This is a genomic window from Streptomyces pseudovenezuelae, from assembly GCF_001513955.1.
Classification (GTDB): domain Bacteria; phylum Actinomycetota; class Actinomycetes; order Streptomycetales; family Streptomycetaceae; genus Streptomyces; species Streptomyces pseudovenezuelae.
This window is the reverse complement of sequence record NZ_KQ948153.1, coordinates 101,625-124,616: the sequence shown is the minus strand read 5'-3', so window position 1 is coordinate 124,616 and position 22,992 is coordinate 101,625. Positions and strand designations below refer to the sequence as shown.

At 71.5% G+C, this 22,992-nt stretch carries 21 protein-coding genes and 1 pseudogene; 10 read left to right on the top strand and 12 right to left on the bottom strand.

Annotation, left to right across the window (positions count from 1 at the left end):
* Positions 1-155: 155 nt before the first annotated feature.
* Positions 156-2,009 carry a DUF3488 domain-containing protein gene (locus tag AQI94_RS37265; protein WP_031039635.1) on the top strand — a complete coding sequence of 618 codons (1,854 nt, stop codon included), beginning with the start codon at positions 156-158 and terminating at the stop codon, positions 2,007-2,009.
* A gap of 50 nt (positions 2,010-2,059) precedes the next feature.
* Here the strand turns inward: AQI94_RS37265 and AQI94_RS37260 are convergent, their stop codons facing one another.
* Positions 2,060-2,896 (bottom strand): hypothetical protein, encoded by an 837-nt coding sequence (locus AQI94_RS37260; protein ID WP_031039632.1) that lies wholly within the window; start codon positions 2,894-2,896, stop codon positions 2,060-2,062.
* Between the two features lie 78 nt (positions 2,897-2,974).
* On the opposite strand from AQI94_RS37260, the gene AQI94_RS37255 reads away from it, so the two are divergent.
* Positions 2,975-3,763: an SDR family oxidoreductase gene (locus AQI94_RS37255; protein ID WP_031039630.1), complete on the top strand. Its 789-nt coding sequence runs from the start codon at positions 2,975-2,977 to the stop codon at positions 3,761-3,763.
* A gap of 126 nt (positions 3,764-3,889) precedes the next feature.
* The gene (locus AQI94_RS37250; RefSeq protein ID WP_031039627.1) at positions 3,890-5,473 is read left to right on the top strand and encodes a sodium:solute symporter family protein; all 1,584 of its coding nucleotides are present in this window, start codon (positions 3,890-3,892) and stop codon (positions 5,471-5,473) included.
* Positions 5,474-5,501: 28 nt separating this feature from the next.
* Here AQI94_RS37250 and AQI94_RS37245 read toward each other — a convergent pair whose 3' ends face one another.
* Both AQI94_RS37245 and AQI94_RS37240 read right to left on the bottom strand, forming a co-directional pair.
* Positions 5,502-6,620, bottom strand: a complete 1,119-nt coding sequence (locus AQI94_RS37245) for an ADP-ribosylglycohydrolase family protein (protein ID WP_031039624.1) — start codon at positions 6,618-6,620, stop codon at positions 5,502-5,504.
* Positions 6,621-6,769: 149 nt separating this feature from the next.
* Positions 6,770-10,084: an ATP-binding protein gene (locus tag AQI94_RS37240; RefSeq protein WP_031039622.1), complete on the bottom strand. Its 3,315-nt coding sequence runs from the start codon at positions 10,082-10,084 to the stop codon at positions 6,770-6,772.
* Between the two features lie 89 nt (positions 10,085-10,173).
* Between AQI94_RS37240 and AQI94_RS37235 the strand changes: the two genes are divergently transcribed.
* Complete coding sequence (locus AQI94_RS37235) at positions 10,174-10,680, top strand: DUF2165 domain-containing protein (RefSeq protein ID WP_031039619.1); 507 nt, start codon at positions 10,174-10,176, stop codon at positions 10,678-10,680.
* Here AQI94_RS37235 and AQI94_RS37230 read toward each other — a convergent pair.
* From AQI94_RS37230 to AQI94_RS37220, 3 genes are all read right to left on the bottom strand, one after another.
* Positions 10,673-11,233 (bottom strand): L,D-transpeptidase, encoded by a 561-nt coding sequence (locus tag AQI94_RS37230; RefSeq protein ID WP_031039617.1) that lies wholly within the window; start codon positions 11,231-11,233, stop codon positions 10,673-10,675. The genes AQI94_RS37235 and AQI94_RS37230 overlap by 8 nt on opposite strands.
* Before the next feature lie 88 nt (positions 11,234-11,321).
* Entirely contained in the window at positions 11,322-13,934 is a 2,613-nt protein-coding gene (locus AQI94_RS37225; RefSeq protein WP_031039614.1) for a bifunctional FO biosynthesis protein CofGH, read from the bottom strand.
* Between the two features lie 58 nt (positions 13,935-13,992).
* Positions 13,993-14,835: an LLM class F420-dependent oxidoreductase gene (locus AQI94_RS37220; protein ID WP_031039612.1), complete on the bottom strand. Its 843-nt coding sequence runs from the start codon at positions 14,833-14,835 to the stop codon at positions 13,993-13,995.
* Positions 14,836-15,257: 422 nt separating this feature from the next.
* On the opposite strand from AQI94_RS37220, the pseudogene AQI94_RS46130 reads away from it, so the two are divergent.
* Positions 15,258-15,461 (top strand): annotated as a pseudogene (locus AQI94_RS46130) (site-specific integrase); the annotation flags it as partial.
* Between the two features lie 46 nt (positions 15,462-15,507).
* Here the strand turns inward: AQI94_RS46130 and AQI94_RS37215 are convergent.
* Entirely contained in the window at positions 15,508-16,443 is a 936-nt protein-coding gene (locus AQI94_RS37215; protein ID WP_031039851.1) for a LysR family transcriptional regulator, read from the bottom strand.
* A 140-nt stretch (positions 16,444-16,583) separates the two neighbouring features.
* On the opposite strand from AQI94_RS37215, the gene AQI94_RS37210 reads away from it, so the two are divergent.
* Positions 16,584-17,828, top strand: a complete 1,245-nt coding sequence (locus tag AQI94_RS37210) for an MFS transporter (protein WP_031039853.1) — start codon at positions 16,584-16,586, stop codon at positions 17,826-17,828.
* A gap of 89 nt (positions 17,829-17,917) precedes the next feature.
* Positions 17,918-18,517 carry a cysteine hydrolase family protein gene (locus AQI94_RS37205; RefSeq protein ID WP_031039855.1) on the top strand — a complete coding sequence of 200 codons (600 nt, stop codon included), beginning with the start codon at positions 17,918-17,920 and terminating at the stop codon, positions 18,515-18,517.
* 26 nt (positions 18,518-18,543) lie between these two features.
* Here the strand turns inward: AQI94_RS37205 and AQI94_RS44845 are convergent, their stop codons facing one another.
* Positions 18,544-18,795: a hypothetical protein gene (locus AQI94_RS44845; RefSeq protein ID WP_158806185.1), complete on the bottom strand. Its 252-nt coding sequence runs from the start codon at positions 18,793-18,795 to the stop codon at positions 18,544-18,546.
* 9 nt (positions 18,796-18,804) lie between these two features.
* Here AQI94_RS44845 and AQI94_RS37200 point away from each other — a divergent pair, with 9 nt between their 5' ends.
* Positions 18,805-19,941 (top strand): FAD-dependent oxidoreductase, encoded by a 1,137-nt coding sequence (locus AQI94_RS37200; protein WP_031039858.1) that lies wholly within the window; start codon positions 18,805-18,807, stop codon positions 19,939-19,941.
* Positions 19,942-19,974: 33 nt separating this feature from the next.
* Here the strand turns inward: AQI94_RS37200 and AQI94_RS46695 are convergent, their stop codons facing one another.
* Complete coding sequence (locus AQI94_RS46695) at positions 19,975-20,040, bottom strand: excalibur calcium-binding domain-containing protein (protein ID WP_225890397.1); 66 nt, start codon at positions 20,038-20,040, stop codon at positions 19,975-19,977.
* Positions 20,041-20,368: 328 nt separating this feature from the next.
* Between AQI94_RS46695 and AQI94_RS37195 the strand changes: the two genes are divergently transcribed.
* The gene (locus AQI94_RS37195) at positions 20,369-20,941 is read left to right on the top strand and encodes a DUF4352 domain-containing protein (protein WP_158806189.1); all 573 of its coding nucleotides are present in this window, start codon (positions 20,369-20,371) and stop codon (positions 20,939-20,941) included.
* Positions 20,942-20,954: 13 nt separating this feature from the next.
* Here AQI94_RS37195 and AQI94_RS37190 read toward each other — a convergent pair whose 3' ends face one another.
* From AQI94_RS37190 to AQI94_RS37180, 3 genes are read right to left on the bottom strand one after another with little or no spacing between them, the layout of a single operon-like run.
* Complete coding sequence (locus AQI94_RS37190) at positions 20,955-21,182, bottom strand: hypothetical protein (RefSeq protein WP_031039864.1); 228 nt, start codon at positions 21,180-21,182, stop codon at positions 20,955-20,957.
* A complete protein-coding gene (locus AQI94_RS37185; protein WP_037941610.1) occupies positions 21,179-21,454 on the bottom strand; it encodes a hypothetical protein in 276 nt (91 codons plus the stop codon). Before AQI94_RS37185 ends, AQI94_RS37190 begins: the two co-directional genes overlap by 4 nt.
* 50 nt (positions 21,455-21,504) lie before the next feature.
* Positions 21,505-21,933 (bottom strand): ATP-binding protein, encoded by a 429-nt coding sequence (locus AQI94_RS37180; RefSeq protein WP_031039869.1) that lies wholly within the window; start codon positions 21,931-21,933, stop codon positions 21,505-21,507.
* Between the two features lie 202 nt (positions 21,934-22,135).
* On the opposite strand from AQI94_RS37180, the gene AQI94_RS37175 reads away from it, so the two are divergent.
* A complete protein-coding gene (locus AQI94_RS37175) occupies positions 22,136-22,987 on the top strand; it encodes a helix-turn-helix domain-containing protein (protein WP_031039872.1) in 852 nt (283 codons plus the stop codon).
* Positions 22,988-22,992 lie beyond the last annotated feature (5 nt).

The following is a 22,992-nucleotide window of genomic DNA, read 5'->3' as shown; positions in this document are numbered from 1 at the left end:
TCCTTAACCGGGACAGACGCCGCACGCGGCCCGCAGGCCGGGACCCCGCCGGGGTTCCGGACGGCGGGCCGCGTGCTAGCGTCACGAACCGGGGCAGGTCGACGCTGGGGCGCGGCCGAGAAATGAAGACGGGACACCACGGGGAGTGCCTTCAGGTGGCCACTGCGGAGCCGACACGCGCCGACGACACCGACCCGGGCCCGGGTACCGGCCCGCGAATACGCGTGCCCGCAGACCCTGAGACCGGGCACGACAGCCCGCCCGAGGGCACGGGGGGCAGGATCCGGGCCGCTCTCCTCGCGCTGCGCGAGCGGCTGCTGAAACACCCCGTCCTCTCCATGACCGCGCTCTCCGGCGTCCTCCACATCGTCTGGTTCTTCACGTTCGCGAACAGTGGCGGGGACCTCGCGGCGCAGGACGCGTGGGCCGAGTTCGTCGGCCGGCACCCGGACTCCGCGTACAACCTGGCCTGGTACGGCGGCATGCACCCGGTGTCGTACAGCATCGTCTCGCCGTACCTGATGTCGGTCCTCGGCGTCCGTACGACGATGATGCTCGCCGGGACCGTCTCGGCCGGTCTGCTGACCCTGGTCCTGATCCGCAGCCGGTCGGTGAAGAACCCGCTGTGGGCCTCGCTGGCGGGCGTGTACGCCTTCCTGTGCAACGCGGCCTCGGGCCGGGTGACCTTCGGGCTCGGCACGGTGTTCGCGCTCGGCGCGGTCGCCGTCGTCTACTGCTGGCCGCACCGCTGGCGCTACAAACGCTGGGCCAAGGCCCTGTGCGCGGCCCCGCTCGCCGCGCTCGCGACCATGGCCTCACCCGTGGCCGGCCTGTTCGTGGGCCTGGTGGCGGTCGCCCTCTTCCTGCAGAAACGGCGTCCGGGCGCCTGGGCGCTGGGCCTCGCGCCCACCGCCGTCGTCGCGCTGTCCGCCTGGCTGTTCCCGTTCGCCGGCACCCAGCCGATGAAGATCGCCTCGGTGCTGCTGCCGCTGGCGTACGGCGTCCTGGTCTTCCTGCTCGTCCCGCGCGAGTGGTCCACGGTCCGGATCACCGCCGGGGTGTACAGCCTGTCGGTCGTCCTGGTCTGGCTGGTGAGCTCCCAGATCGGCTCCAACATCTCGCGTCTGTCGATGCTGTTCGCGGGGGTGGCCCTGGCGGCCGCGCTGCCGTTCACGGTGCCGCGTTCCCGCAAGTGGTACGCCACCGTGATCGCCTTCGTCGGCTTCACCGTCTGGATCGGCTTCAAGTCCGTCGACGACGTCGTCCACACGACCCCGACGGCGTCCTGGGCCCGCGAGCTGGCCCCCCTCGTCAACGAGCTCCAGGAGGTCGGTGCCGAGAAGGGCCGCGTCGAGGTCGTACCGGCCGCCTCCCACCGCGAGGCGTCCGCGCTCGCGCCGTACGTCAACCTCGCCCGGGGCTGGAACCGGCAGGCCGACATGGAGCGCAACCCGCTCTTCTACGACGACACCCTGAACTCCGCGAACTACCACGAGTGGCTCCAGCGCTGGGCCGTGCACTTCGTGGTCGTGCCCAAGGACGAGCCCGACGGGGACGGGGGCGAGCGGGAGCGGGAGCTGGTCCAGCGCGGGATGCCGTATCTGCGGCAGATCTGGGGCGACGCGAACTGGCAGCTGTTCCAGGTCACCGACCCGGCGCCGCTGGCCTCCCCGAACACCGTCGTCGACCGGGCCGCGCAGGGCGAGATGACCATGCGGGTGAAGAAGGCCGGGCGGATCCTGATCCGGATCCCGTACTCGCCGTGGCTGTCGATCGTCGACGCGGAGGGCAAGAAGCTGAAGGCGCCGCAGGAGACGGACGCGTCGAAGGAGCGGGGGGACGGGGAGCCGAAGACGTTCGACAACGTCAACGGGTGTCTGATGGAGACGCCGGAGGACGCGGACGGGGACAAGTGGACGATGTTGCTGGCGCCGAAGGCGGGGACGTATCGGTTGGCCGCGCCGTACACCCTGCCGCGGGGGACGCCGTGTCCGGATGAGTTGAAGTAGTTTCGCGGCTGCCGGCCGGTGGGGGCTCGTCGCGCAGTTCCCCGCGCTTCTTAAGGGGATTGCCGCAGCTGGTCCACGTATGTGTCCGTGCCCGGGACTGTCGGGATGAAAGGCGCCAACAGCTCGCGGCGGCCCGTCACCGGCTCTTCCAGGTCCGTGAAATGCGGGTCCCAGCACTCGCGGGGATCCCTCTCCAGGAACCACAGCAGCGTCACCCGGGTGTCCACGCCCTCCACCTGCTTCACGTACGTCATGCGGTCGCCCGGCAAGGGGGTCGGGCGGAACAGCGTCACCATCGCCGCCGGGGAGCCCGCCACGCGCTTCGGGAGGTGGCGGGAGACCAGCCACTCCAGCAACTCGCCCCGCCGCTCGGGGGATTCCGCGTCGATCACCTCCAGCACCAGGCCGGCGTACGGGTGGTCCAGGGCGTGGAAGTCCCTCGGGCCGGCCGCTCCGTCGCGGTAGACCGTGGACTCGTGGTCCTGGAACGCGGTGAACACGTGGGTGCGGTCGCGGTAGACGCGGGCGTCACGGTTGAGGCGCTTGTTGATGGCCACGGTCCACCGCATGTGGTCGTCGTAGCGGCCGTCGGTGACCCAGTAGGTGGAGAGATAGCAGCCGGCCGTGACCGGCTGGGCCACCGCCGACTTCTCGGGGACCCGCAGGAGTTGCAGGTCCCGGGTGGCCACCCAGCGGCGGCCGGCGAACATCCAGGGCATGGCCATCGCGCCGGCGTAGTAGTGGTCGTCCTCGTACCAGCGGTTGTAGGCGTACTCGTGGCCGGGATGCGGCTCGACCATGGTGATCAGCGCGTGGCCCGGGCGGACTCCGTAGGGTCCTGTGGCGGCCAGTTCGGCGTACGTCTCGCTGCGGGTCTCTTCTGACATGGGACCTTCCCTCCTCCAGCGCTCGCCCATACTCTGACGCCCCGTCAGATAATGCGCCAGAGCAGGGAGGCCGCCGGTATGTCACTTCTCGCCGGGAAGACCGTCGTCGTGTCGGGAGTCGGTGCCGGGCTCGGGCACCAGGTCGCCGCGGCCGTCGTCCGGGACGGCGGCAACGCCGTGCTCGGTGCGCGGACCGAGGCGAACCTCGCGAAGAGCGCCGCGGAGATCGATCCGGACGGGGCGCACACCGCGTACCGGTCCACGGACATCACCGACGAGCAACAGTGCGCGGCGCTTGCCGAGTTGGCGGTGGAGCGGTTCGGGCGGCTGGACGCGGTGGTGCAGGTGGCCGCGTGGGACAGCTGCTTCGGCGGGCTGGAGGACGCGGACTTCGCGACCTGGCAGTCGGTCATCGATGTGAACCTGCTGGGATCGCTGCGGATGACCCGGGCCTGTCTGCCGGGGCTGCGGGCGGCGGGCGGCGGTTCGGTGGTGTTCATCGGGACGCAGTCCGCCGTGGCCGCCCCCTCGCAGGTGCGCCAGGCCGCGTACGCCGCCTCGAAGGGGGCGCTGACCAGCGCGATGTACTCGCTGGCGCGGGAGCTCGGGCCGTACCGGATCCGGGTCAACACCGTGCTGCCGGGCTGGATGTGGGGGCCGCCGGTGCAGGCCTACGTGCAGTTCACCGCGCATACGGAGAAGGTGCCGGAGGCGGATGTGCTCAAGCGGCTCACCGACCGGATGGCGCTGCCCGAGCTCGCGACCGACGGGGACGTGGCGGACGCGACGGTGTTCCTGGCCTCGGACCGGGCGCGCGCGATCACCGGACAGTCCTTGCTGGTCAACGCAGGGGAGCTGATGCGATGAGTTCATGTAGGTGAACGCAGGCCATCAGCTCGAATACTTTTACCTCCCCTTGACCCTACACCAGCTTGTCGTGTCCACGCGGTGGCGCCCACGATGAGCGCCGGGCTGATCCCTGGGAGGGCGCATATGAACGGTCTCGACTGGGCCGTGCTCATCGGCTATTTCGGCGTGATGGTCGCGATCGGCGTCTGGTCGCACAAACGCGTGGACGACGTCAGCGACTTCTTCACCGCCGGCGGCAAGATGCCCTGGTGGCTGTCCGGCATCTCGCACCACATGTCGGGCTACAGCGCGGTGATGTTCACCGGGTACGCGGGCATCGCCTACACCTACGGCGTCACCTCCTTCGTCACCTGGTCCTTCCCCATCGCCCTCGGCATCGCGATCGGCTCGAAGCTGTTCGCGCCGCGCATCAACCGGCTGCGCTCACGACTGCACGTGACCTCCCCGCTCGAATACCTCAAGAACCGCTACGACCTGAAGACCCAGCAGGCGCTGGCCTGGTCGGGGATGCTGCTGAAGATCGTGGACGTCGGCGCCAAGTGGGCCGCGATCGCGACCCTGTTGTCGGTCTTCACCGGCATCTCGCTCAACCAGGGCATCCTGATCACCGGCGCCATCACGGCCGTCTACTGCACGATCGGCGGCCTGTGGGCCGACGCGCTCACCGAGTTGGGACAGTTCGTCATCCAACTCCTCGCCGGTGTCGCGATGTTCGTCGCCGTCGTCCTCAAACTCGACGACAAGGGCATCGGCTTCTTCGGCGCCTGGGACGAGCCGGAGCTCAAGGGCCACGGGGAGCCGCTGGTGGGGCCGTACGGAACGGTCTTCCTGCTCGCCTTCCTCTTCATCAAGCTCTTCGAGTACAACGGCGGCATGCTCAACCAGGCCCAGCGCTACATGGCCACGGCGAACGCGCACGAGGCCGAGCGCTCGGCACGCCTGTCGGCGGTCCTGTGGCTGGTGTGGCCGGTCGTCCTCTTCTTCCCCATGTGGATGTCGCCGCTGCTGGTCCAGTCGCAGAAGCCCGACGGCTCCGACTCCTACGGCCTGATGACCGAACAGCTCCTGCCGCACGGCCTGTTGGGCCTGGTGATCGTCGGGTTCTTCTCGCACACCATGGCCATGTGCTCCTCCGACGCCAACGCGATCGCGGCGGTCTTCACCCGGGACTGCGCCCCGGTGGTGTGGCGCAGGGCGCGCAGCTGGAACCAGGGGCAGGGCCTCAGGGTCGCGCGTGTCACGACGGTCGTCTTCCTCGGCCTGTCGATGGCGGCCGCGACCCAGGTCAACTCCCCCGCGTTCAAGGACATCATCACCGTCGTGATCAAGTGGGTGGCCGGGCTCATGGGCCCGATGGCCATCCCGATGATGCTCGGACTGCTCCGCCCCTTCCGCCGCTCGGGACCGACCGCCGCGCTCACCAGCTGGTCGATGGGTCTGCTCACCTTCTGGCTGGTCAACTACCCGATCAACTGGAACGTCGACGGCGGCGTCCCGCTCCAGTACCAGGTCTCGATCCCGCTGGCCGTCTCCCTGGTCCTGTACATCCTCATCGGGTTCATCAAGCCCGAGGACACCCCGGAACGCCTCGCGATCATCGAGAAGATCAACACGGACGGGGATGGGGACGGAGCGGCCGCGGCCGCCGCGATCCCCGCTCCGGCGGGCGGTGTGGAGGACGTGATCGGCACGAAGGTGAAGGACTGAAGGACCGGGAGTCCGGGCCCGCCGCGGTCTAGGCCCTCGGGTAGCGGACCAGCCACCCCGGCGACGCGCCCCCGGGCCCGTGCAGCGCGGGCCCCTGGGTCATCTCCATCGCGAAGTCGTCGGCGAGCTCCAGCAGGGTGGGACGGCCCTCCAGTTCGGCCAGCCAGGCCGGCGGGAGGGCCGTCTCGCCGTGCAGGGCGCCCAGCAGACCGCCGGTGAGGGCACCGGCGGCGGCGGAGGGGCCGTCGTGGTTCACGGCGAGGCACAGACCGTGCCGTACGTCCTCCCCGACCAGCGCGCAGTACACGGCGGCCGACAGCAGCCCGTCCGCGGAACCGTCGGCGGCGAGCTCCTCCACCCGCGCCGGGGTGGGCATCCCCTGCCGTACGGCACCCAGCGCGTGCTGGAGCGCGTCCGACACCGGCTCGTGGCCCGGCCGCGCGGCCAGCAGCGCGAGCGCCTGCTGCACGGCCCCGTCCAGACTGTCGCCGAGGGCCAGCGCGTGCACGATCACGGCGTACGCGCCCGCCGAGAGATAGGCGACGGGATGCCCGTGGGTCTGCGCGGCACACTCCACGGCCAGCTGTACGACGAGCTGCGGCTCCCACCCGACGAGCAGCCCGAAGGGCGCGGAACGGGCCGTGGCCTCGGGCCCGAGCTCGTTCGGGTTCTTGGGCGACTCCAGCGTCCCCATGGTGTCGTCGCCGAACCCGAGGAGCAGGGAGCGGGTGGGGTCGCGGCGGGCGTACAGCCACTCCTCGCGGGCCAGCCAGCCGTCGTCCTTGCGCCGCTCGTCGGGCCCCCAGTCGCGCTGGGTGGCGAACCAGCGCAGGTACGCCCGGTGCAGATCGGTCGGCGGATGCCAGGCACCGGTGTCGCGCCGCACCTGCGCCCGGATGAGCCCGTCCACGGTGAACAGGCTGAGCTGGGTGAGATGCGTGACGGCACCGCGCCGGCCGTACCCGAACCCGAGGTCCACGAGCCCCTCGGCGCCGTACGCCTCACGGATCTCGTCCAGACCGAGCCCGTCCACCGGCGCGCCCAGTGCGTCACCGACGGCCACCCCGAGGAGCGTCCCGCGCACCCGGCTGCGAAAGTCCTGTTGCTCGGCACGCCCCCAGACGACGGCCCCGGCTGTCGCACCCACCAAGACCTCCCGTGGCGACCGTCCGTATGTACGACGCTCAGCACTGTAATCGACGGGGGGTGCGGGGTTCAGGGGGCGTGTGGGTATGCGCCTCTATTACCGAAAGGCGCGGACGTCCACGGGCGGCGGGGCGGTGTCACGCCCCTCGCTCAGCTGCTCGCCGACCACCGGTCCCGGACCGCGTCCCGTGCCTCGCTCACCGCCGTCAGACAGGTCGCGGTCGCGCTGTGGGAGGACCGGTCCGCCCCGGGGGCGGTGAGCAGCTCGGTGAGGATCTCGGCCAGGTAGGCCAGGTCGTCCCATTCCGGGTCCAGGGCGAGGAGTTCGGACAGGCCGCGGTCCGCCGCCGGGCCGTCCGCCCGTACGCAGCCCAGGAAGCAGTGGGCCTGGGCTCGCGTCACGGGCTGCATCTCGGAATCCTGCTCGACCACTCGGGCGAGGTCGTGCCAGACGGGCTCGGCGGCCTCCATGCCTTCGGAGCAGTGGACCGTCATGGCCAGCTGAAAGGTGCCGACGACCGGATCCTGCTCCCGCAGGCGCTCGGCGAGAGCGCGGGCTCGCGCCCACCGGCCGAGGCGGCGGTCGATTTCGACGCGGGTGTCGTCCAGCTCTCCGAGGGGGACCGCCGCCAGCCGCTCCTCCGCCTCCTCCCGGCGCCCGCACACCCACAGCAGATCGATCGCCGCTCCCCGCTCCCACGTCATCCCCGGGTCCAGTGCCACGCACCGGTCCAGGTCGGCCAGGGCCTGCTCGGTGTGGCCGATCGCCAGCCACACCCGGCCCCGGCGGCCGTAGGCCCAGGCGTACTCGGGGTCGACGGCCACCGCCCGGCCCAGGTAGTGCAGGGCCTCCTCGTACGACTTGCGGATGTGGTGAATCGCGCCCAGTCCGGCCAGGGCGACCTCCTGCTCCGGGTCCTGCTCCAGGAGGGCCCGCAGGACGGCCGCCCCCTCGTCGTACCGGCCCGCCAGCCAGTACGCCCACCCCAGCTCGGACTGGATCCAGTGGGCGTCCGGCTCCGCCTCGACGGCCCGCCGCAGGTCCTCGAACATGCCGTCCTGGTCGCCCAGCCGGTCCTTGGTCCGGGATCTCATCACCAGCGCCCAGGCGTAGTCGGGGATCAGCCCGAGGGCCCGGTCGAACTCGGCCGACGCCGACTCGTACCGGCCGAGTTCGTACAGGGCCTGGGCGCGGCTCGCCAGCGCGGACGCGTAGCCCGGCTCCAGGGCCACCGCGCGCCCCAGCTCCGCCACGGCCTCCTCGTAGCGCCCGGCGAGCCGGTACGCGTCCCCGCGTTCCGACGCGATCCAGGCCATGTCGGGAGCCAGCGCGAACGCCCGGTCGAGGTCGGCGAACGCCTTGTCCTCGTCGCCCCGCGTGCGGTGCAGCCGGGCCCTGCGCACGAGCGCCCACAGATGCTCCGGGTCGATGCTCAGCGCCCGGTTGAAGTCGGCGAGTGCCTCGTCGAGCCGGCCCAGGCCGTGCCGGCACACCGCCCGTCCGGTCAGGGCGACGTCGTCGGTGGGGTCGAGGGCCACGGCCCGGCTGAAGTCGGCGTCCGCCTCCTCGAAGCGGGACGCCAGACGGTACGTCTCGGCCCGCTCGGCGATGATCCACCCGAGGTCGGGGGCCAGTTCGACGGCCCGGTCGAAGGCGGTCAGTGCCGCCGGGTAGTCGTCCAGGAGCTGATGGGCGAGGCCCCGGCCGTAGTGGGCCAGGGGTTGCAGCGGATCGAGTTCGACCGCGCGGTCGTACTCCTCCAGGGCCTGCCCGTACTCCTGGCGCCTGCGCAGTTCCCGGGCGCGCAGCACATGCGCCTCCGCCCGCCCGGCCGGGTCGAGACCGGGGCGGGCCAGCAGCAGGTCCGCCGCCGTGGTCATGCCGCTCTCCTCGTCGGCGAGCGCCGCGCCCAGCGACCGTCCCCACTCGCGCAGTAGGGCGTGGTCCGCCGCCTCGCCCGCCTCCTCCAGCATCCGCGCCCAGCGGCGGGCGACGACCTCGTCCTGGCGGCAGGCCACGACGAAGCCGCGCAGCGCCTCGGCGAGCGCCGCGGGCGGGCGGGCGCAGAGCAGGTGGTAGACCTCCTCCAGGCGCAGTTCGCACCACTCCTCGTCGGCCCACAGCTCCTCGACGCCCCGGCCGCATTCGGCGTCCTCGCGCCACTCGGCGAACGCCTCCGCGAGCCGCCGGTGCCGGCTCGTCCACTCGGTGCGGGACCGGCGCCGTTCCATGCGGAGCATCTGCGTGCGGACGACGTCGTGGTACTGGAGCCGATCGCCGCGCTGGGTGACGAACGGCAGCCCGGTCAACCACGCGTACCGGGAGTCGAGTTCGTCCTCCGGGGCGGCGATGAGCACCCGGACGACGTCCGCGTCCAGGCGTCTGGGGAGCGCGCAGGCCCGGGCGACCTTCTTCAGGGCCTCCGGTTCCGGCTTCAGGAACCGCTGCACCGCGGTGGTGCTCGGGTCGATCACGTCGTCCGGGCCGTCGGGGCGCCGGGCCGCGAGGGTCGACACCAGGACCGGCAGGCCGCCCGTCAGGCGCAGCACCTCCTCGACGACCGGTTCGGCCACGATGCCCCACGCGGCGAGCAGGCGGCGCGCCTCGGCCTCGGTGAAGGGGGCCAGCGGCAGCTCCGCCACCGAGTCCAGTCCGCCCCAGTGGGCGGTGTCCAGGGGGCGCTGGCCCGCGGTGACCACCACGACGGCGGCGGGCAGCCGGCCGTGCTCACGGGGCTTGGTGAGGACGTCGTACAGCCACGGGTCGAGGAAGGGGCCGGTCCGCTCGTAGGTGTCGAAGAACAGGACGATCCACGGTACGGCGGAGGCGGCGGCCCTCAGTTCGGCGAGCAGGACCGGGGTGAGGACCCGCTCCGGGGTGAGCACCAGGTCGACGTCGTCGAGGTTGCGGAAGCGGGCGCCGAGGCCGGCCCGCAGCCGGTCGGCCCCCTGGGCGAGCCGGTCGGCGGGAAGGGCGCGGGTGACGAGTCCGGCGCCCGGCAGGGCCGCTTCCAGGGCACCCAGGCTGAGGTCCACGGCCATCCTGCTCCCGGCCGACGCCCCCTGGGGTGGGGACTCCGGGGCGAGGGCGGCGAGGGCGGCCTCCGCCTCGCGCCGCCGGTCCCGCCAGGTCGCGAGGCGCCGCTCCAGATCCTTCAGTCTCCGGCCCTGGTCGACGAATTCGCGGCACAGCGTCTCCATCGCCTCCGGGACGCTGCCGATGCCGTCGTCGATGTAGGCCGTGAGCGCCCCGCGTTCGCGGGCGAGCGCCGCCAACTCCTGCACCAGGGAGGTCTTTCCGACGCCCGCGCTGCCGTGGACATGGAAGCGGAAACGGTGCCGGGGGTCCCCGGGCGGGAAGTCGAAGTTCCGCAGGAACGCGGTCCGTTCGGCCTCGCGGCCCACGAAACCGGCCCGGGTGCGCCGCAGGATCAGCTCCTGCGCCGACGGCTCCGCCTGCGTCATGCGTTCGTCCCCTCGTCGCGGCCCGTCCGCCTCTCATTCTGGCGCAACCGATCTGGATCACGCCGCCCCGCACAGGGAAGATGGCCTCCATGGCATCGACACCCCCACGCACCTCACGCAGCGCACTTCACCTCTCCGCCACCCTGCTCACCGCGAGCGTCGCGCTGTACATAGCGCTCGTCGCGTTCGGGAACATCACCGACTTCGGCACGAACCAGGCGTTCGTGCAGCATGTGCTCGCGATGGACACGACGTTCAAGGACGACGATCTGATGTGGAGAGCCGTCACCAGCAAGGGACTTCAGAACACGGCGTACGTCGCGATCATCGTCTGGGAGACGCTCGCGGCGCTCGTGCTGATCTACGGCACATGGCTGTGGGTGCGGCGGGACGACCAGGCCGCCCGGCGCTTCTCCACCTACGGTCTGCTCATGCTCATGCTGCTCTTCGGCGCCGGGTTCATCGCGATCGGCGGGGAGTGGTTCTCCATGTGGCAGTCGGACACCTGGAACGGCCTGGACGCGGCGCTGCGGGTGTTCGTGCTGAGCGGCGTGGTGCTGCTGGTGGTCAACCTGCCGGAGCGCGCCGCTAGTTGACGACGACGACCTTCGTCCCCGTCTCGCCGAACGTCCACAGGGCCGAGCCGTCCGCCGTCTTCATGCGGATGCCGCCGGTCCGGCTGCCCTTGGCGGGCGGGGGCGAGGAACCGTCCACCGCGTTGGAGAAGGCGACGTTCACGCCGTCCACGGCGGTGAAGTACACGATGTGCTCGATCCGCACGCCGTCGGATCCGGTCGTCGGGTCGCCCCGGCGCAGCGAGACGGCGTAGGTGCCGGGGGCGGGGTCGACCGTCCCCGGCCAGACGGCGAAGGTCCGCCGGGACGCCTCGCTCGCGTCGATCAGCCAGACCCGCTTGTCGCCGAGCGAGTAGACGATCCGGCGGCCGGTGCCGGAGGCGTCCGGGACCGCGGTCGCCGACGGCTCGGGTCGCGCGGACGCGCTCGGGGACGCCGACACGCTCGGCCGGGCGGTGGCCACGGCGCTCGGCTTCGTTCCCTTGTCGGCCTGTACGGCCAGGGCGACGACGGCGGCGATCGCCCCCACGGTCAGACCCGTCACCCAGACCTTCGGGGCTGGCACGGCACGCATCTCCTCGGCTAAGGATCCCCGTCGAACGGGGGTCGGATCATCGTACCGGCCCCCGTCTCGACACCCGCCCGCGAGCCGTCGCCCCGGCTCAGTCCAGCACCGGCAGCAGCTCCGGCAGATGCCCGTCGGAGACCTGCGCCGCCTGCTGCCGCTCCTGCGGCACCTCGCCGTACAGCGTGGTGCGCGGACGGGCGGGACGGCCCGCCGCCTCCGCCACCGCGATCAGGTCCTTGACCGACTTGTAGGAGCCGTACGACGACCCCGCCATCCGCGAGATCGTCTCCTCCATCAGGGTGCCGCCGACGTCGTTCGCGCCGGAGCGGAGCATCTCGGCCGCGCCCTCGGTGCCGAGCTTGACCCAGCTGGTCTGGATGTTCGGTATCCAGGGGTGCAGGAGCAGCCGGGCCATCGCCGTGACCGCCCGGTTGTCCCGCATCGACGGGCCGGGGCGGGCGATGCCGGCCAGGTACACCGGGGCGTTGGTGTGGATGAAGGGGAGCGTCACGAACTCCGTGAAGCCGCCGGTGCGCTGCTGGATGCCCGCCAGCGTGCGCAGGTGGCCCAGCCAGTGCCGGGGCTGGTCGACATGGCCGTACATCATCGTCGAGGAGGTCCTGAGGCCGACCTCGTGCGCCGTCTCGATCACCTCGATCCAGGTCGCCGTCGGCAGCTTGCCCTTGGTCAGCACCCAGCGGACCTCGTCGTCGAGGATCTCGGCGGCCGTGCCGGGCAGGGAGCCGAGCCCGGCCTCCTTGGCCGTGGTCAGCCACTCGCGGATCGACATGCCGGTGCGGGTCGCGCCGTTGACGACCTCCATCGGCGAGAAGGCGTGCACATGCATGCCGGGGACCCGCTCCTTCACCGCCTTCGCGATGTCGAAGTACGCCGTGCCGGGCAGGTCCGGGTGGATCCCGCCCTGCATGCAGACCTCCACCGCGCCGAGCTCCCAGGCCTGCTGGGCGCGGTCGGCCACCTGGTCCAGGGAGAGCGTGTAGGCGTCGGCGTCGGTGCGCCGCTGGGCGAAGGCGCAGAAACGGCAGCCCGTGTAGCAGACGTTGGTGAAGTTGATGTTCCGGGTGACGATGTACGTCACGTCGTCGCCGGCCACCGACTTGCGCACGTCGTCGGCCACCTGGCACAGCGCGTCCAGGGCGGGCCCGTCGGCGTGCAGCAGCGCGAGGGCCTCCTCGTCGGTCAGCCTGGTGGGATCGTCGGCGGCGGTCCGCAGCGCCTGCCGTACGTCCGTGTCGATGCGCTCGGGCACCATCCCGGGGGCGGCCGCCTCGCGCAGGGCGCCCCAGTCGCCGTAGACCTCGTCGAAGTCGTCACGGCGGTCGGACGTACGGCCCTCGGTGTCGATGGAGGCGTGCAGGTCCGTGCGGCCGGAGGCCACGAAGACCTCCTCGGGCTCCTGCCACGGCAGCCCCCGCGGGAGGGCGTCGGGGCGGGCGAGGCCCGTCTCCGGGTCGGCCAGCGCCGCCACGTGCGGGCGCAGCCTCGGGTCCAGCCAGGGCTCGCCCCGCTGGACGAACTCGGGGTACACGCACAGACGTTCCCGCAGTTCGAAGCCGGCCGCGGCGGACCGCTCGGTGAGCTCCTCGATCTGCGGCCAGGGGCGCTCGGGGTTGACGTGGTCGATGGTGAGCGGGCTGACGCCGCCCCAGTCGTCGATCCCGGCCCCGATCAGCCGCTCGTACTCGCCCTCGACGAGGTTCGGCGGGGCCTGGATGTTGGCGGCCGGGCCCATGATGAGGCGGGCCACCGCCACCGCGGCGACCAGCTCGTCGAGCTCCGCGTCCGGCATGCCGCGCATCGCGGTGTCCGGCTTGGCGCGGAAGTTCTGGATGATCAGTTCCTGGACGCTGTGGTACGCCCGCGCCGTGCGCCGGAGCGCGAAGAGCGACTCGGCGCGCTCCTCGTAGGTCTCCCCGATGCCGATGAGGATGCCGGAGGTGAAGGGGACGGAGGAGCGCCCGGCGTCCTCCAACACCCGCAGCCGTACGGCGGGTTCCTTGTCGGGGGAACCGTGGTGCGGGCCGCCGGGCTCGGACCACAGCCGCTCGGCGGTGGTCTCCAGCATCATGCCCATGCTGGGCGCGACCGGCTTGAGCCGCTGGAAGTCGGTCCAGGACAGCACGCCCGGGTTGAGGTGGGGCAGCAGGCCCGTCTCCTCCAGGATGCGGATGGAGATGGCCCGGACGTAGGCGATGGTGTCGTCGTAGCCGTGCGCGTCCAGCCACTCCCTGGCCTCCGGCCAGCGGTCCTCCGGCTTGTCGCCGAGGGTGATCAGGGCTTCCTTGCAGCCCAGCGCGGCGCCCTTGCGGGCCACGTCCAGGACCTCGTCGGGGGACATGAACATCCCGTGCCCGGCGCGGCGGAGCTTGCCGGGCACGGTGACGAAGGTGCAGTAGTGGCACTTGTCGCGGCACAGCCGGGTCAGCGGGATGAAGACGCTCTTCGAGTACGTGATGACACCGGGACGGCCGGCCTGTTCGAGCCCCGCGTCCCTGACCCGGGCGGCGGACGCGGTGAGGTCGACGAGGGCCTCACCGCGGGCCTGGAGGAGCACCGCTGCTTCTGTCACGTCCAGGGCGACGCCGTCCCGGGCGCGTTTGAGAGCGCGACGCAGGGAGTTCTCGGTGGGGCCGGTACCGCCGGGGCGGTCGGTGGGGCCGGTTCCGGAGGTCGCGGAAGTCGTCATCCTTCGAGCATACGAGCGGTGTGATCAGGGCAGCCCCGCCGCCCGGAGGTGGGTGACGTCACACCCCTGCGGTGCCGTCCTGGACATAGCGGGCATACTCGTCGAGCACCTTCAGCACCTCACCCTCCCCCGCCGGCGGCAGCTGGAGCACGACCTCCTCGATGCCGAGCTCGGCGTAGTGGGCGAGCTTGCCGGGGGTGGGCAGGACGGCGTACGGGACGACCTGGAGGGCGCCCGGGTCGCGGCCCGCGTCGGCCCAGGCGGCGCGCAGCACGGGCAGGGACTCGCCGAGGCCGCGTCCGCCGATGGGGAGCCAGCCGTCGGCGTACGCGCAGATGTGGGAGAACAGCTTGGGCCCGGCGGCGCCGCCCACCAGGGTCCGCTTCCGCACGGGCTTGGGGAAGGCGTGGCTGGCCTTGACGCTCCCGAACTCCCCTTCGTAGGCGGTCGGTTCGTCCGCCCACAGCGCCTGCATGAGCGCCATCCGGTCCCGGACGAGCTCGCGCCGGGTGCGCCACTCGACGCCGTGGTCGGCGGCTTCCTCGACGTTCCACCCGAACCCGAGCCCGAGCGTGAACCGCCCGCCCGAGAGGTGGTCGAGGGTGGCGATCTGCTTGGCGAGGTCGATCGGGTCGTGCTGGGCGACGAGCGTGATGCCGGTGCCGAGCCCGAGCCGCTCGGTGACGGCGGCGGCCTGGCCGAGCGCGACGAAGGGGTCGAGGGTACGGCCGTACTCGCGCGGCAGGTCGCCGCCCGCGGGGTACGGGGTGACCCGCTCGACGGGGATGTGGGTGTGCTCGGGCAGATACAGCCCGCCGAAGCCCCGCGCCTCCAGCTCACGGGCGAGCCGGGTCGGGGTGATGGTCTCGTCGGTGAGGAAGATCGTCACGGAAATACGCATGACTGCATCTGTACCGGGCGGGGGCGGGGATGTCCATACCGACTGGTCGGCATCGTTGGGGGTTGTTGGGGTGTTGGGGTGTGGGGGTGGGTGGGGTGAGCAGGGGGGCGGGGGGCTGGAGCTGGGGGCTCGGGTGGGCCGGGTGGGTCAGGTGGACCGGGTGGACCGGGGCTGGGGCTGGGGGCCCGGGTGGGCCGGGTGGGCCGGGTGGGCCGGGTGGGCCGGGTGGGCCGGGTGGGCCGGGGGCGAGCGCGGTGTCGGGCCCGGCGGGGGCGGGACCGGTCGGCCAGGGGCGGCTCGGTCTGCCCGGGTCGGCACGGCCGGTCGGCCGCGCGCGGGGCAGGTGCAGCGTCCACCGTACGCAGGCTCGGCGAGCGCCAGGGAGCAGCGCGGTCGTGGCGGGGGCGCACCGCCCTGCGACCCTGCGCGGGCCGGGTACGGGCTGGGACCTGCACGAGTACCGTCACTCCGCCCTGACCCATCTCGGCGAGCGGGCTGCCTCGCTGTTGATGCTGATGGCGAAGTCCCGGCACAGGACGCCGGAGAGGCTCCGTCGCTGCTTCGAGCCCTCCGCGGAGGCGATCTCCGAGCCGGCCGGCCTGCTCGCCCCCGGCGACGCCCGCCGTCGACTGTCCGCGCTCGACAGGGCCGGCCGCGTGGGTCGTCGGCCGTTCAGCGCGGCGTCACCCAGCCCGGCCTCCAGGTGCCGGTGGCGTCGTGGTCGGCCGTCGTGGCGGCGAGGTGGGTGCGGAGGGTGGCCAGCGCCGGGTGGGGGTTGTCGCGGTGCCAGAGGAGCGAGTGCGGGTAGACCGGGGTCGGGTCGATGACCGGGATGCGGCGCAGGTCGTGGCCGGCGGGCCAGACGAGGCGGGTGGGCTCGCCCATGAAGGTGGCCAGTGCCGGGGTGTCGGCGATGGTGTCGAGGAGTACGTCGGAGCCGAAGTTGGGGCCCGTCGCCTCGATGGTGAGGCCGAACTCGGCGACGAGGTCGTCGTAGTAGGCGCCCCATTCGGTGCCGGGGGCGATGCCGGGCATCCAGATCCGGTGCCCGGTGAGCTGGGCGAGGGTGACCGAGCGGGCGCCTGCCAGTGCGTGGCGGGGGCCGGTGAGGAGTTGGAGCGGCTCGTCGAGGACCCGGATGGACTCGATGTCCTCGGGGAGGGGGCGGCCAGGCGCGGCGACGGCGCGGAAGGACGCGTCGATGGTGCCGGAGCGGATGGCGGTGACGGCGGTCTCGATGTCGAACAGCATCATCACGTCGAGGTCGATCTCGGGGTGTGCGCGGTGGAAGCCACGCATCAGGCCCGACTGCGCGCTGCGCGAGGCGATCACGTCGACGCGAAGCGGCCGGTGGCCGGGGCGCACGGAGGCTATCGCGCGCCCCTCGACGCGCAGCAGCTCGCGTGCGTGGGGCAGGAACGCCTGCCCGTCGATGGTGGGCTCGGCGCCGCGTGGGGCACGGGTGAACAGTCGCACGCCAAGGGTGCGCTCCAGCGCGGCGATGCGTTTGGAGACGGCCTGCTGGGTGATCGACAGGTCGGTGGCGGCTTTCTGGAACTGGCCCGCTTCCGCGACGGCGACGAAGGTACGTACTGCTTCGAGATCCACGCCGACCCACCTTAGTGAACAACTGATGGTTGTGGATTGCGGGCAGGTCGGTTGTTTGACCTGCTGTTGTCCTGCCCGCTTATCTCTCCGTGGTCAACGTCGGTTTGTTCGGGCGGGGAATCAAGGGGAGTGCGCTGCGCATGGCGGGCAGGAGACGGTTGGGCCGGCAGTTCGGCTGGCTGTGGGCGTCGTATGCGGTGAGCGCGTATGGGTCCGGGCTGGGGTTCGGGGCGTTGCCGCTGATCGCCGTGCTGGTGCTGCATGCCGGACCCGCTGAGGTGTCCGCGCTGTCCGCGGTGGGGCCTGCGGTGGGTGCGCTGATCGCGGTGCCCCTCGCGCCGTGGGTGGAGTTCCGGCGCAAACGCCCAGTCATGATCATGATGGACCTGGCCCGGCTTGCGGCCATGGCGACGGTCCCCGTCGCCTACGCCTTCGGATGGCTCAGTCTCGTCCAGCTCCTCGTGGTCTCGGCTCTGGTCGCCGCGGCCAAGATCGCGTTCAACGCGGCCGGCGGCGCTTACCTCAAGGCCCTCGTCCGGCCGGACGACCTACTCGTCGCCAACGCTCGGTTCGAGTCCACGAACTGGAGCTCCATCGCGGTGGGGCCACCGTTGGGCGGAGCTGCGATCGGCCTGTTCGGTCCCGTCACCACCGTGGTGGCCGACGCGCTCAGCTACCTGCTCTCCGCGCTCGGCATCATCGCGATCCGCGGCCAGGAAGAAGCGCCGCGAAGGACCGACAAGAGCCCCGTCCGGGTGGGCGCACTTCTCGACGGCTGGCGACACATCTTGGGCCACCCCGGTCTGCGCGCCCTCTACCTCAACCAACTGCTCGTCGGCGGGCTGATCATGGCCACCGAGCCGCTGCTGGCGGTGCTCCTGCTTCGCCAACTCGGTTTCCCGCCCTGGCAGTACGGCCTCGCCTTCGCCGCCCCCTGCCTCGGCGGACTCATCGGCTCGCGGCTGGCCCGCCGTGTCGTGGCGCGCTTCGGCCGGCACTGGGTCTTCCGGACCGTTGGCACCCTGCGCGCCATCTGGCTGATCGGCCTGGCCTTCGTCCGTCCCGGCGTCGTCGGCCTCGTCACCGTGATGGCCGTCGAGCTGGCGATCATCATCAACATGAGCCTGTACAGCCCGGTGCTCGCCACCTACCGGCTCGAACACACCCCCGAGCATCTCGTCGCCCGCACCCTGTCGGCCTGGTCGATCGGCCAGCAGGCGTCCATCGCCGTCCTCACCGCACTCGCCGGGCTGCTCGCCGACGTCACCAGCCCACGTACCGCTCTCACGGTCGCAGGACTGCTCATCTTGACCACCCCGCTCCTGCTTCCCCGAGAGGACCAGACGCCGCAGCACGAGCCGGAACCGTCCCGCAGCCACTCGTGAGGCACCACAACGTGCCACCCGCAGGCCGCAGCCGGTCCCCGGTGCGTGTCCGCGTCGACCTGGCACACCACCGGTTAAGGAGAACTCGCGTGAACACCGCCCCCGCGCTTGACCCCGCCCGCACCGCTCTTCTCGTCATGGACTACCAGCCCGCGATCCTGGCCTTTGTGCCCGAAGGCGAGGACCGGAACGCGCTGCTCGGTCGTGTGGAAGGGGCCATCGCCGACGTTCGCGCGCATGGCGGCACCATCGCCTACGTACGCGTCGGCTTCACCGATACCGACTGGGACGCGATCCCGGCCTCCAACAAGTCCTTCGCCCCGCTGGCCCACCACCGCGTCCTGCACCACGAGGACCCTGGCACCGCCGTCCACGAGCGCCTGGCTCCCCAGGACAGCGACATCGTCGTGCGCAAGATCCGCCACGGCGGCATGTCCACCACCGACCTCGACCAGCAGCTGCGGGAGCGCGGCATCACCACCCTGGTCGTCTCCGGCATCAGCACCAGTGGCGCCGTCCTGTCCACCGTCATCGACGCCGCCGACCGCGACTACCAGCTCTACGTCCTGTCGGACGGCGTCGCCGACCCGGACACCGAAGTCCACGAGGTCCTGCTCCACCGCGTCTTCCCCTCACGGGCCCACATCATCGACACCACCGAGCTGCGCGCCCTGCTCCGGGCCGACTGACGCGAACCACGAGTCCGGCAGCGACTTCAACGCCTCCAGCCTCTCCACCTGTCGACCTGCTCGCTGGTGGCGTCGCACACGATCTGGAACGCGGCGGCCGGCTCGGCCGACGCCGTCTCCACGCGCGGCAGGGGCTTCAACTTCGGGTCGGCGTCGGCGTCGGCGCGGTGTCGGGCGTCTGTCGGGGGTGTCGGTTCGGTGTCGGCGGCCTGTCGACGGGGCCCCGGAACCTTTCTGGAGACGCCACCGGACCCACCCGGCGGCCCCACGACGCGCAAGGAGTCTCCATGACCACCACCCACGTCACGATCATCGGCGCCGGACTCGGCGGCCTCACGCTCGCCCGCGTCCTGCACGTCCACGGCATCCCGGCCACCGTGTACGAGGCGGAGTCCTCCCCCACGGCCCGCGCCCAGGGCGGAATGCTCGACATCCACGACCACAACGGCCTGTTGGCCCTGCGGGCGGCCGGCCTGGAGGACGAGTTCCACGGCCTGATCCTGGAGGGCCGCGAGGCGACACGGCTGGTCGACCGGGACGGCACGGTCCTCTTCGACAAGGCCGACGACGGCACCGGCGGCCGCCCCGAGGTGCAGCGCGGCGAGCTGCGGCAGCTCCTGCTGGACTCGCTGCCGCCCGGCACGGTCCGCTGGGGCCACAAGGTCAGCGGCACCCGGGCGCTGGGCGGGGGCCGCCACGAGGTGACGTTCGCCGACGGCACCTCGGTCGTCACCGAACTCCTGGTCGGCGCGGACGGGGCATGGTCCCGGGTACGGCCGCTGCTGTCCGCCGCGAGGCCCGAGTACACCGGCATGTCCTGCGTCGAGGTGTACCTGCACGACTCCGACACCCGGCACCCGGCCAGCGCGAAGGTGGTCGGAGCCGGGGCGCTGTTCGTGCTCGCGCCGGGCAAGGGTTTCGTGACGCACCGGGAGCGGGGCGGCAACCTGCACACGTACGTGATGCTCGCCCGGCCGCAGGACTGGTTCGCGGACATCGACTTCACCGACTCCGCCGCGGCCGTCGCCCGGATAGCGCGGGAGTTCGAGGGCTGGGCGCCGGAACTCACCGCGCTGATCACCGACGCCGACACCGCCCCGGTCCTGCGCCACTTCGCCGCCCTGCCCGTCGAGCACCGCTGGGAGCGGGTGCCGGGCGTGACCCTGATCGGCGACGCCGCCCACGTCGCCGCCCCGAACGGCGAGGGCGCCAACCTCGCCATGCTCGACGGCGCGGAGCTCGCCAAGGCTCTGGCGGCCCACCCCGACGACATCGAGACCGCGCTCACCGAGCACGAGCACGCCATGTTCCCCCGCAGCGCCGAAACGGCCGAGGAGGGCACGGAGCTCTACGCCCTGATGTTCGGCGCCGACACCCCTCACGGCCTGATCAGCATGTTCACGGGGGAGGAGCGAGGCGACTGAGCGTCCCCGCGAGAGATTTCGGTCGCCGTCGCGTCAAGGCCCCGCGTACGGCTCGCAGGCCACGCCGTCGCCGTCCCTGTCGAGATGCGGCGCGTACATTTCCGTCGCAGGCGCCATAAGGGCCCGCGTCGAGTTCCGTTGCCGCTCATCGCAACGTCCTGTGCTCGATGGGATCCGGTTTCCAGTTGAGCACCAGGCCGGGTGCACCGCACGTCGAAGCAGCCGTGAGGCAGACGTGGTCCGGAGTGCGCGAACAGCCTGCCCGTCGCACGCTGAAACCATGAACAGCCCGTCCCCGTCGGGACCTCCCGACGGGCCACTGCACGCTCAGGCCTCCGATGACGCCGCTCAACCGCCGCGTCCCGCGCGCTCCCGGAGGAGCGTCCTGCTCCTTGCAGGCGCCGTTCTCGCCGGCCTCCTCGTCGGAGTGCTGATCGGCGTCACGGCCGACTCCGGCGCCGACAAGGCGGGTCCTTCGGCGACGGCCACCACGACAGTTACCAGCGCACAGACCGTGCTCCCCACACCCGGAGCGGTTGAGGCACCTGCCTCGTCACCCCCGTCGTCCAAGGCCTTGGCCTTCGGCACCACCTGGAGGGTGCAAAACACCGACCCGGCCAAGCCGTTCGAAGGCAGCCTGACCGTGCTCGACTACAAACAGGGCTTCACCTCGGTCGGCAAGGCGAGTGAAGAGGCCGGGGAGCCGGGTTACGTGTGGGCGTACGCGGATCTGAAGCTGTGCGGGACCAGAGGTTCGTACACCGACAACACCACCAGCTGGACGCTGTACTACGGCGACGGAGGCCGTATCAACCCGTCGAGCTCCACCTATAGCGACTTCCCGAAGCCGGAGTTCCCGTTCGAAGTGACGGTGACCGCAGGCAAGTGCGCACGGGGCAAGCTGGCGTTCGCCGTCCCCGGCACCGAGCGTCCAGAGTCCGTGCTGTACCAACCCGACGGCCTGGACGAGCCGAGAGAATGGATCGTTCCGAAGGCATAGCCGAAGGACCGCCTCAGTCCAACACCTGCGGATCACGGAAGTAATAGACGACCGTCACCCCCAGGCCCGGTGTATGCGTGTACGCCAGGGACGGAGGGCGCCAGCCGGGAATCTCGCGGCCCACCGCCGGGTCCCGGGCAATGGCGGCGAGTGCCGCGCGGACCACCTCCCGCTCCCCCTCCGTCAGATCGCCGAACGCCTTCCTGGCCGGCTCGGCCTCCTCCAGCGGGATCTCGTTCACGTACCGCCGCCTCCGCCACGGGCCTCTTCCAGGGCCGTCATGATCTCGGGTGAGTTCCTGATCAGAACCCGGTGCCGGTAGGCCCGGACGACAGCTGCGGCACCCGCGAAGTCGTTGGTGGGCGAGGCACCTATGGCGGCCGCCAGCTCCGTTTCGAAACGCTCCCGGTCGCCGGGGAAGCCGTAGCGGCTGAGCGCGCTGCGCAGGTCGTCCACGGTCCGGATCTCCGGGAGGGGCATCGCTCCCCAGCCGTGCTCGGGCTGTGCGCTCATGGTCGGCTCCTGGTGAACAGCGGTCACTTCTCCCAGTATGGCCCGGCTCATCACCCCGGCACCCCGCACTCCGCCCACAGCAGCTTCCCGCCCCTCGACGCGCCCAGCTCGCGCAGTACCGACACGCCCGTCGCGTCCGCGCAGGCACGGACCAGGCTCAGGCCCCGGCCGTGTTCGGCGTCCGGTGCGGGTGGCGGCTGGTCGGAGGTGAAGCCGGGCGGGACGCGGGGGTCCGTGTCCCAGACGGCGACCCGGATCCGTCCGGGGGCCGGGGAGAGGAGGCGGAAGGCGTAGGGGCCTTTCGTGTGGCAGTGCGCGTTCGCCAGCAGTTCTGCCGCGAGTAGCTCCGCGGTGGGTGTGAGGTCGGGCAACCGGTGCGCGGCAAGGATCAGCCTCAGAGCGCCCCTCGCGATCCCCGGTGCGCGTGGATCGTGCGGAAGATGCAGGGTGTAGTTCCAGGACGGGGATACGGTGGCCATCGGAAGTCTCCGGTCACTGAGGGGAGTTGGACGAGTGCCTGGTGTCTCCGCCGCGGCGTCCCACGGTGCGCTTCCAGACGGGGCGCCTGGATATGACGATAGAGGTCCAGCAAATGCCATTTGCCGCCCCTGGAGATACTTCGACGTTTTTCACCCATGCGGGTGACCGTGTATGGAACGTGCGTCCAGGAAGAGTTCACACATGTCCACAAGGCCCCCGCTGACGGCCCGCCGCCTCCGGATCGCTGTGGAGCTGCGCAAGATGCGTGAGCGCTCGGGCCTGACGGCGACCGAGGCCGCGCGCACACTGGGTACGAGCCAAGGACAGCTCAGCAACGTGGAATCCGGACGGTTCGGGGTGAGCCCCGACCGTATCCGCGCGCTGGCCAGCATCTACTCCTGCCCGGACCAGGCGTTCGTCGAGGCTCTGGTCGGCATGGCGACCGACAGGCTGTTCGGCTGGTGGGAGTCGTACCGCGAAGTCCTGCCTTCGGGACTCCTCGACCTCGCCGAGCTGGAGCATCACGCCACCGCCATACGGACCGCGTACACCTCCCATATGCCGGGGCTGCTCCAGACTGCCGACCACGCACGCGAGATCTTCCGGCACGTCATCCCGGAACCCTCACCACCCGCGATCGAACACCGGGTCTCGCACCGGATCAAGCGGCAGGGCCTCCTCTACGGCGCCGACCCGACGCCGTATCGCACGACCGTGCACGAGGCGGCCCTGCGCATGCGGGTCGGTGGCCGGGACGTGGCCCGTGCCCAGCTACGGCATCTGCTCGACATGAGCGAGCAGCAGCACGTCACGATCCGTGTGCTGCCGTTCGACGTCGGCGCCTTCCCCGGCTCGGGTCAGTCCATCAACTACCTGTACGGGCCCGTACCGCAGCTCGACACCGCACAGCTCGACCAGTTTCACGGGCCGGTCCTCCTCGACGCCGAGGCTCTTCTGACGAAGTACCGGCACCTGCTCGACGTCGTGGAAGCCACCGCTCTGAGTCCCGGCAAGTCTCGGGATCTGATCCGTTCCATCGCCCAGAACCTCTGAGGGAG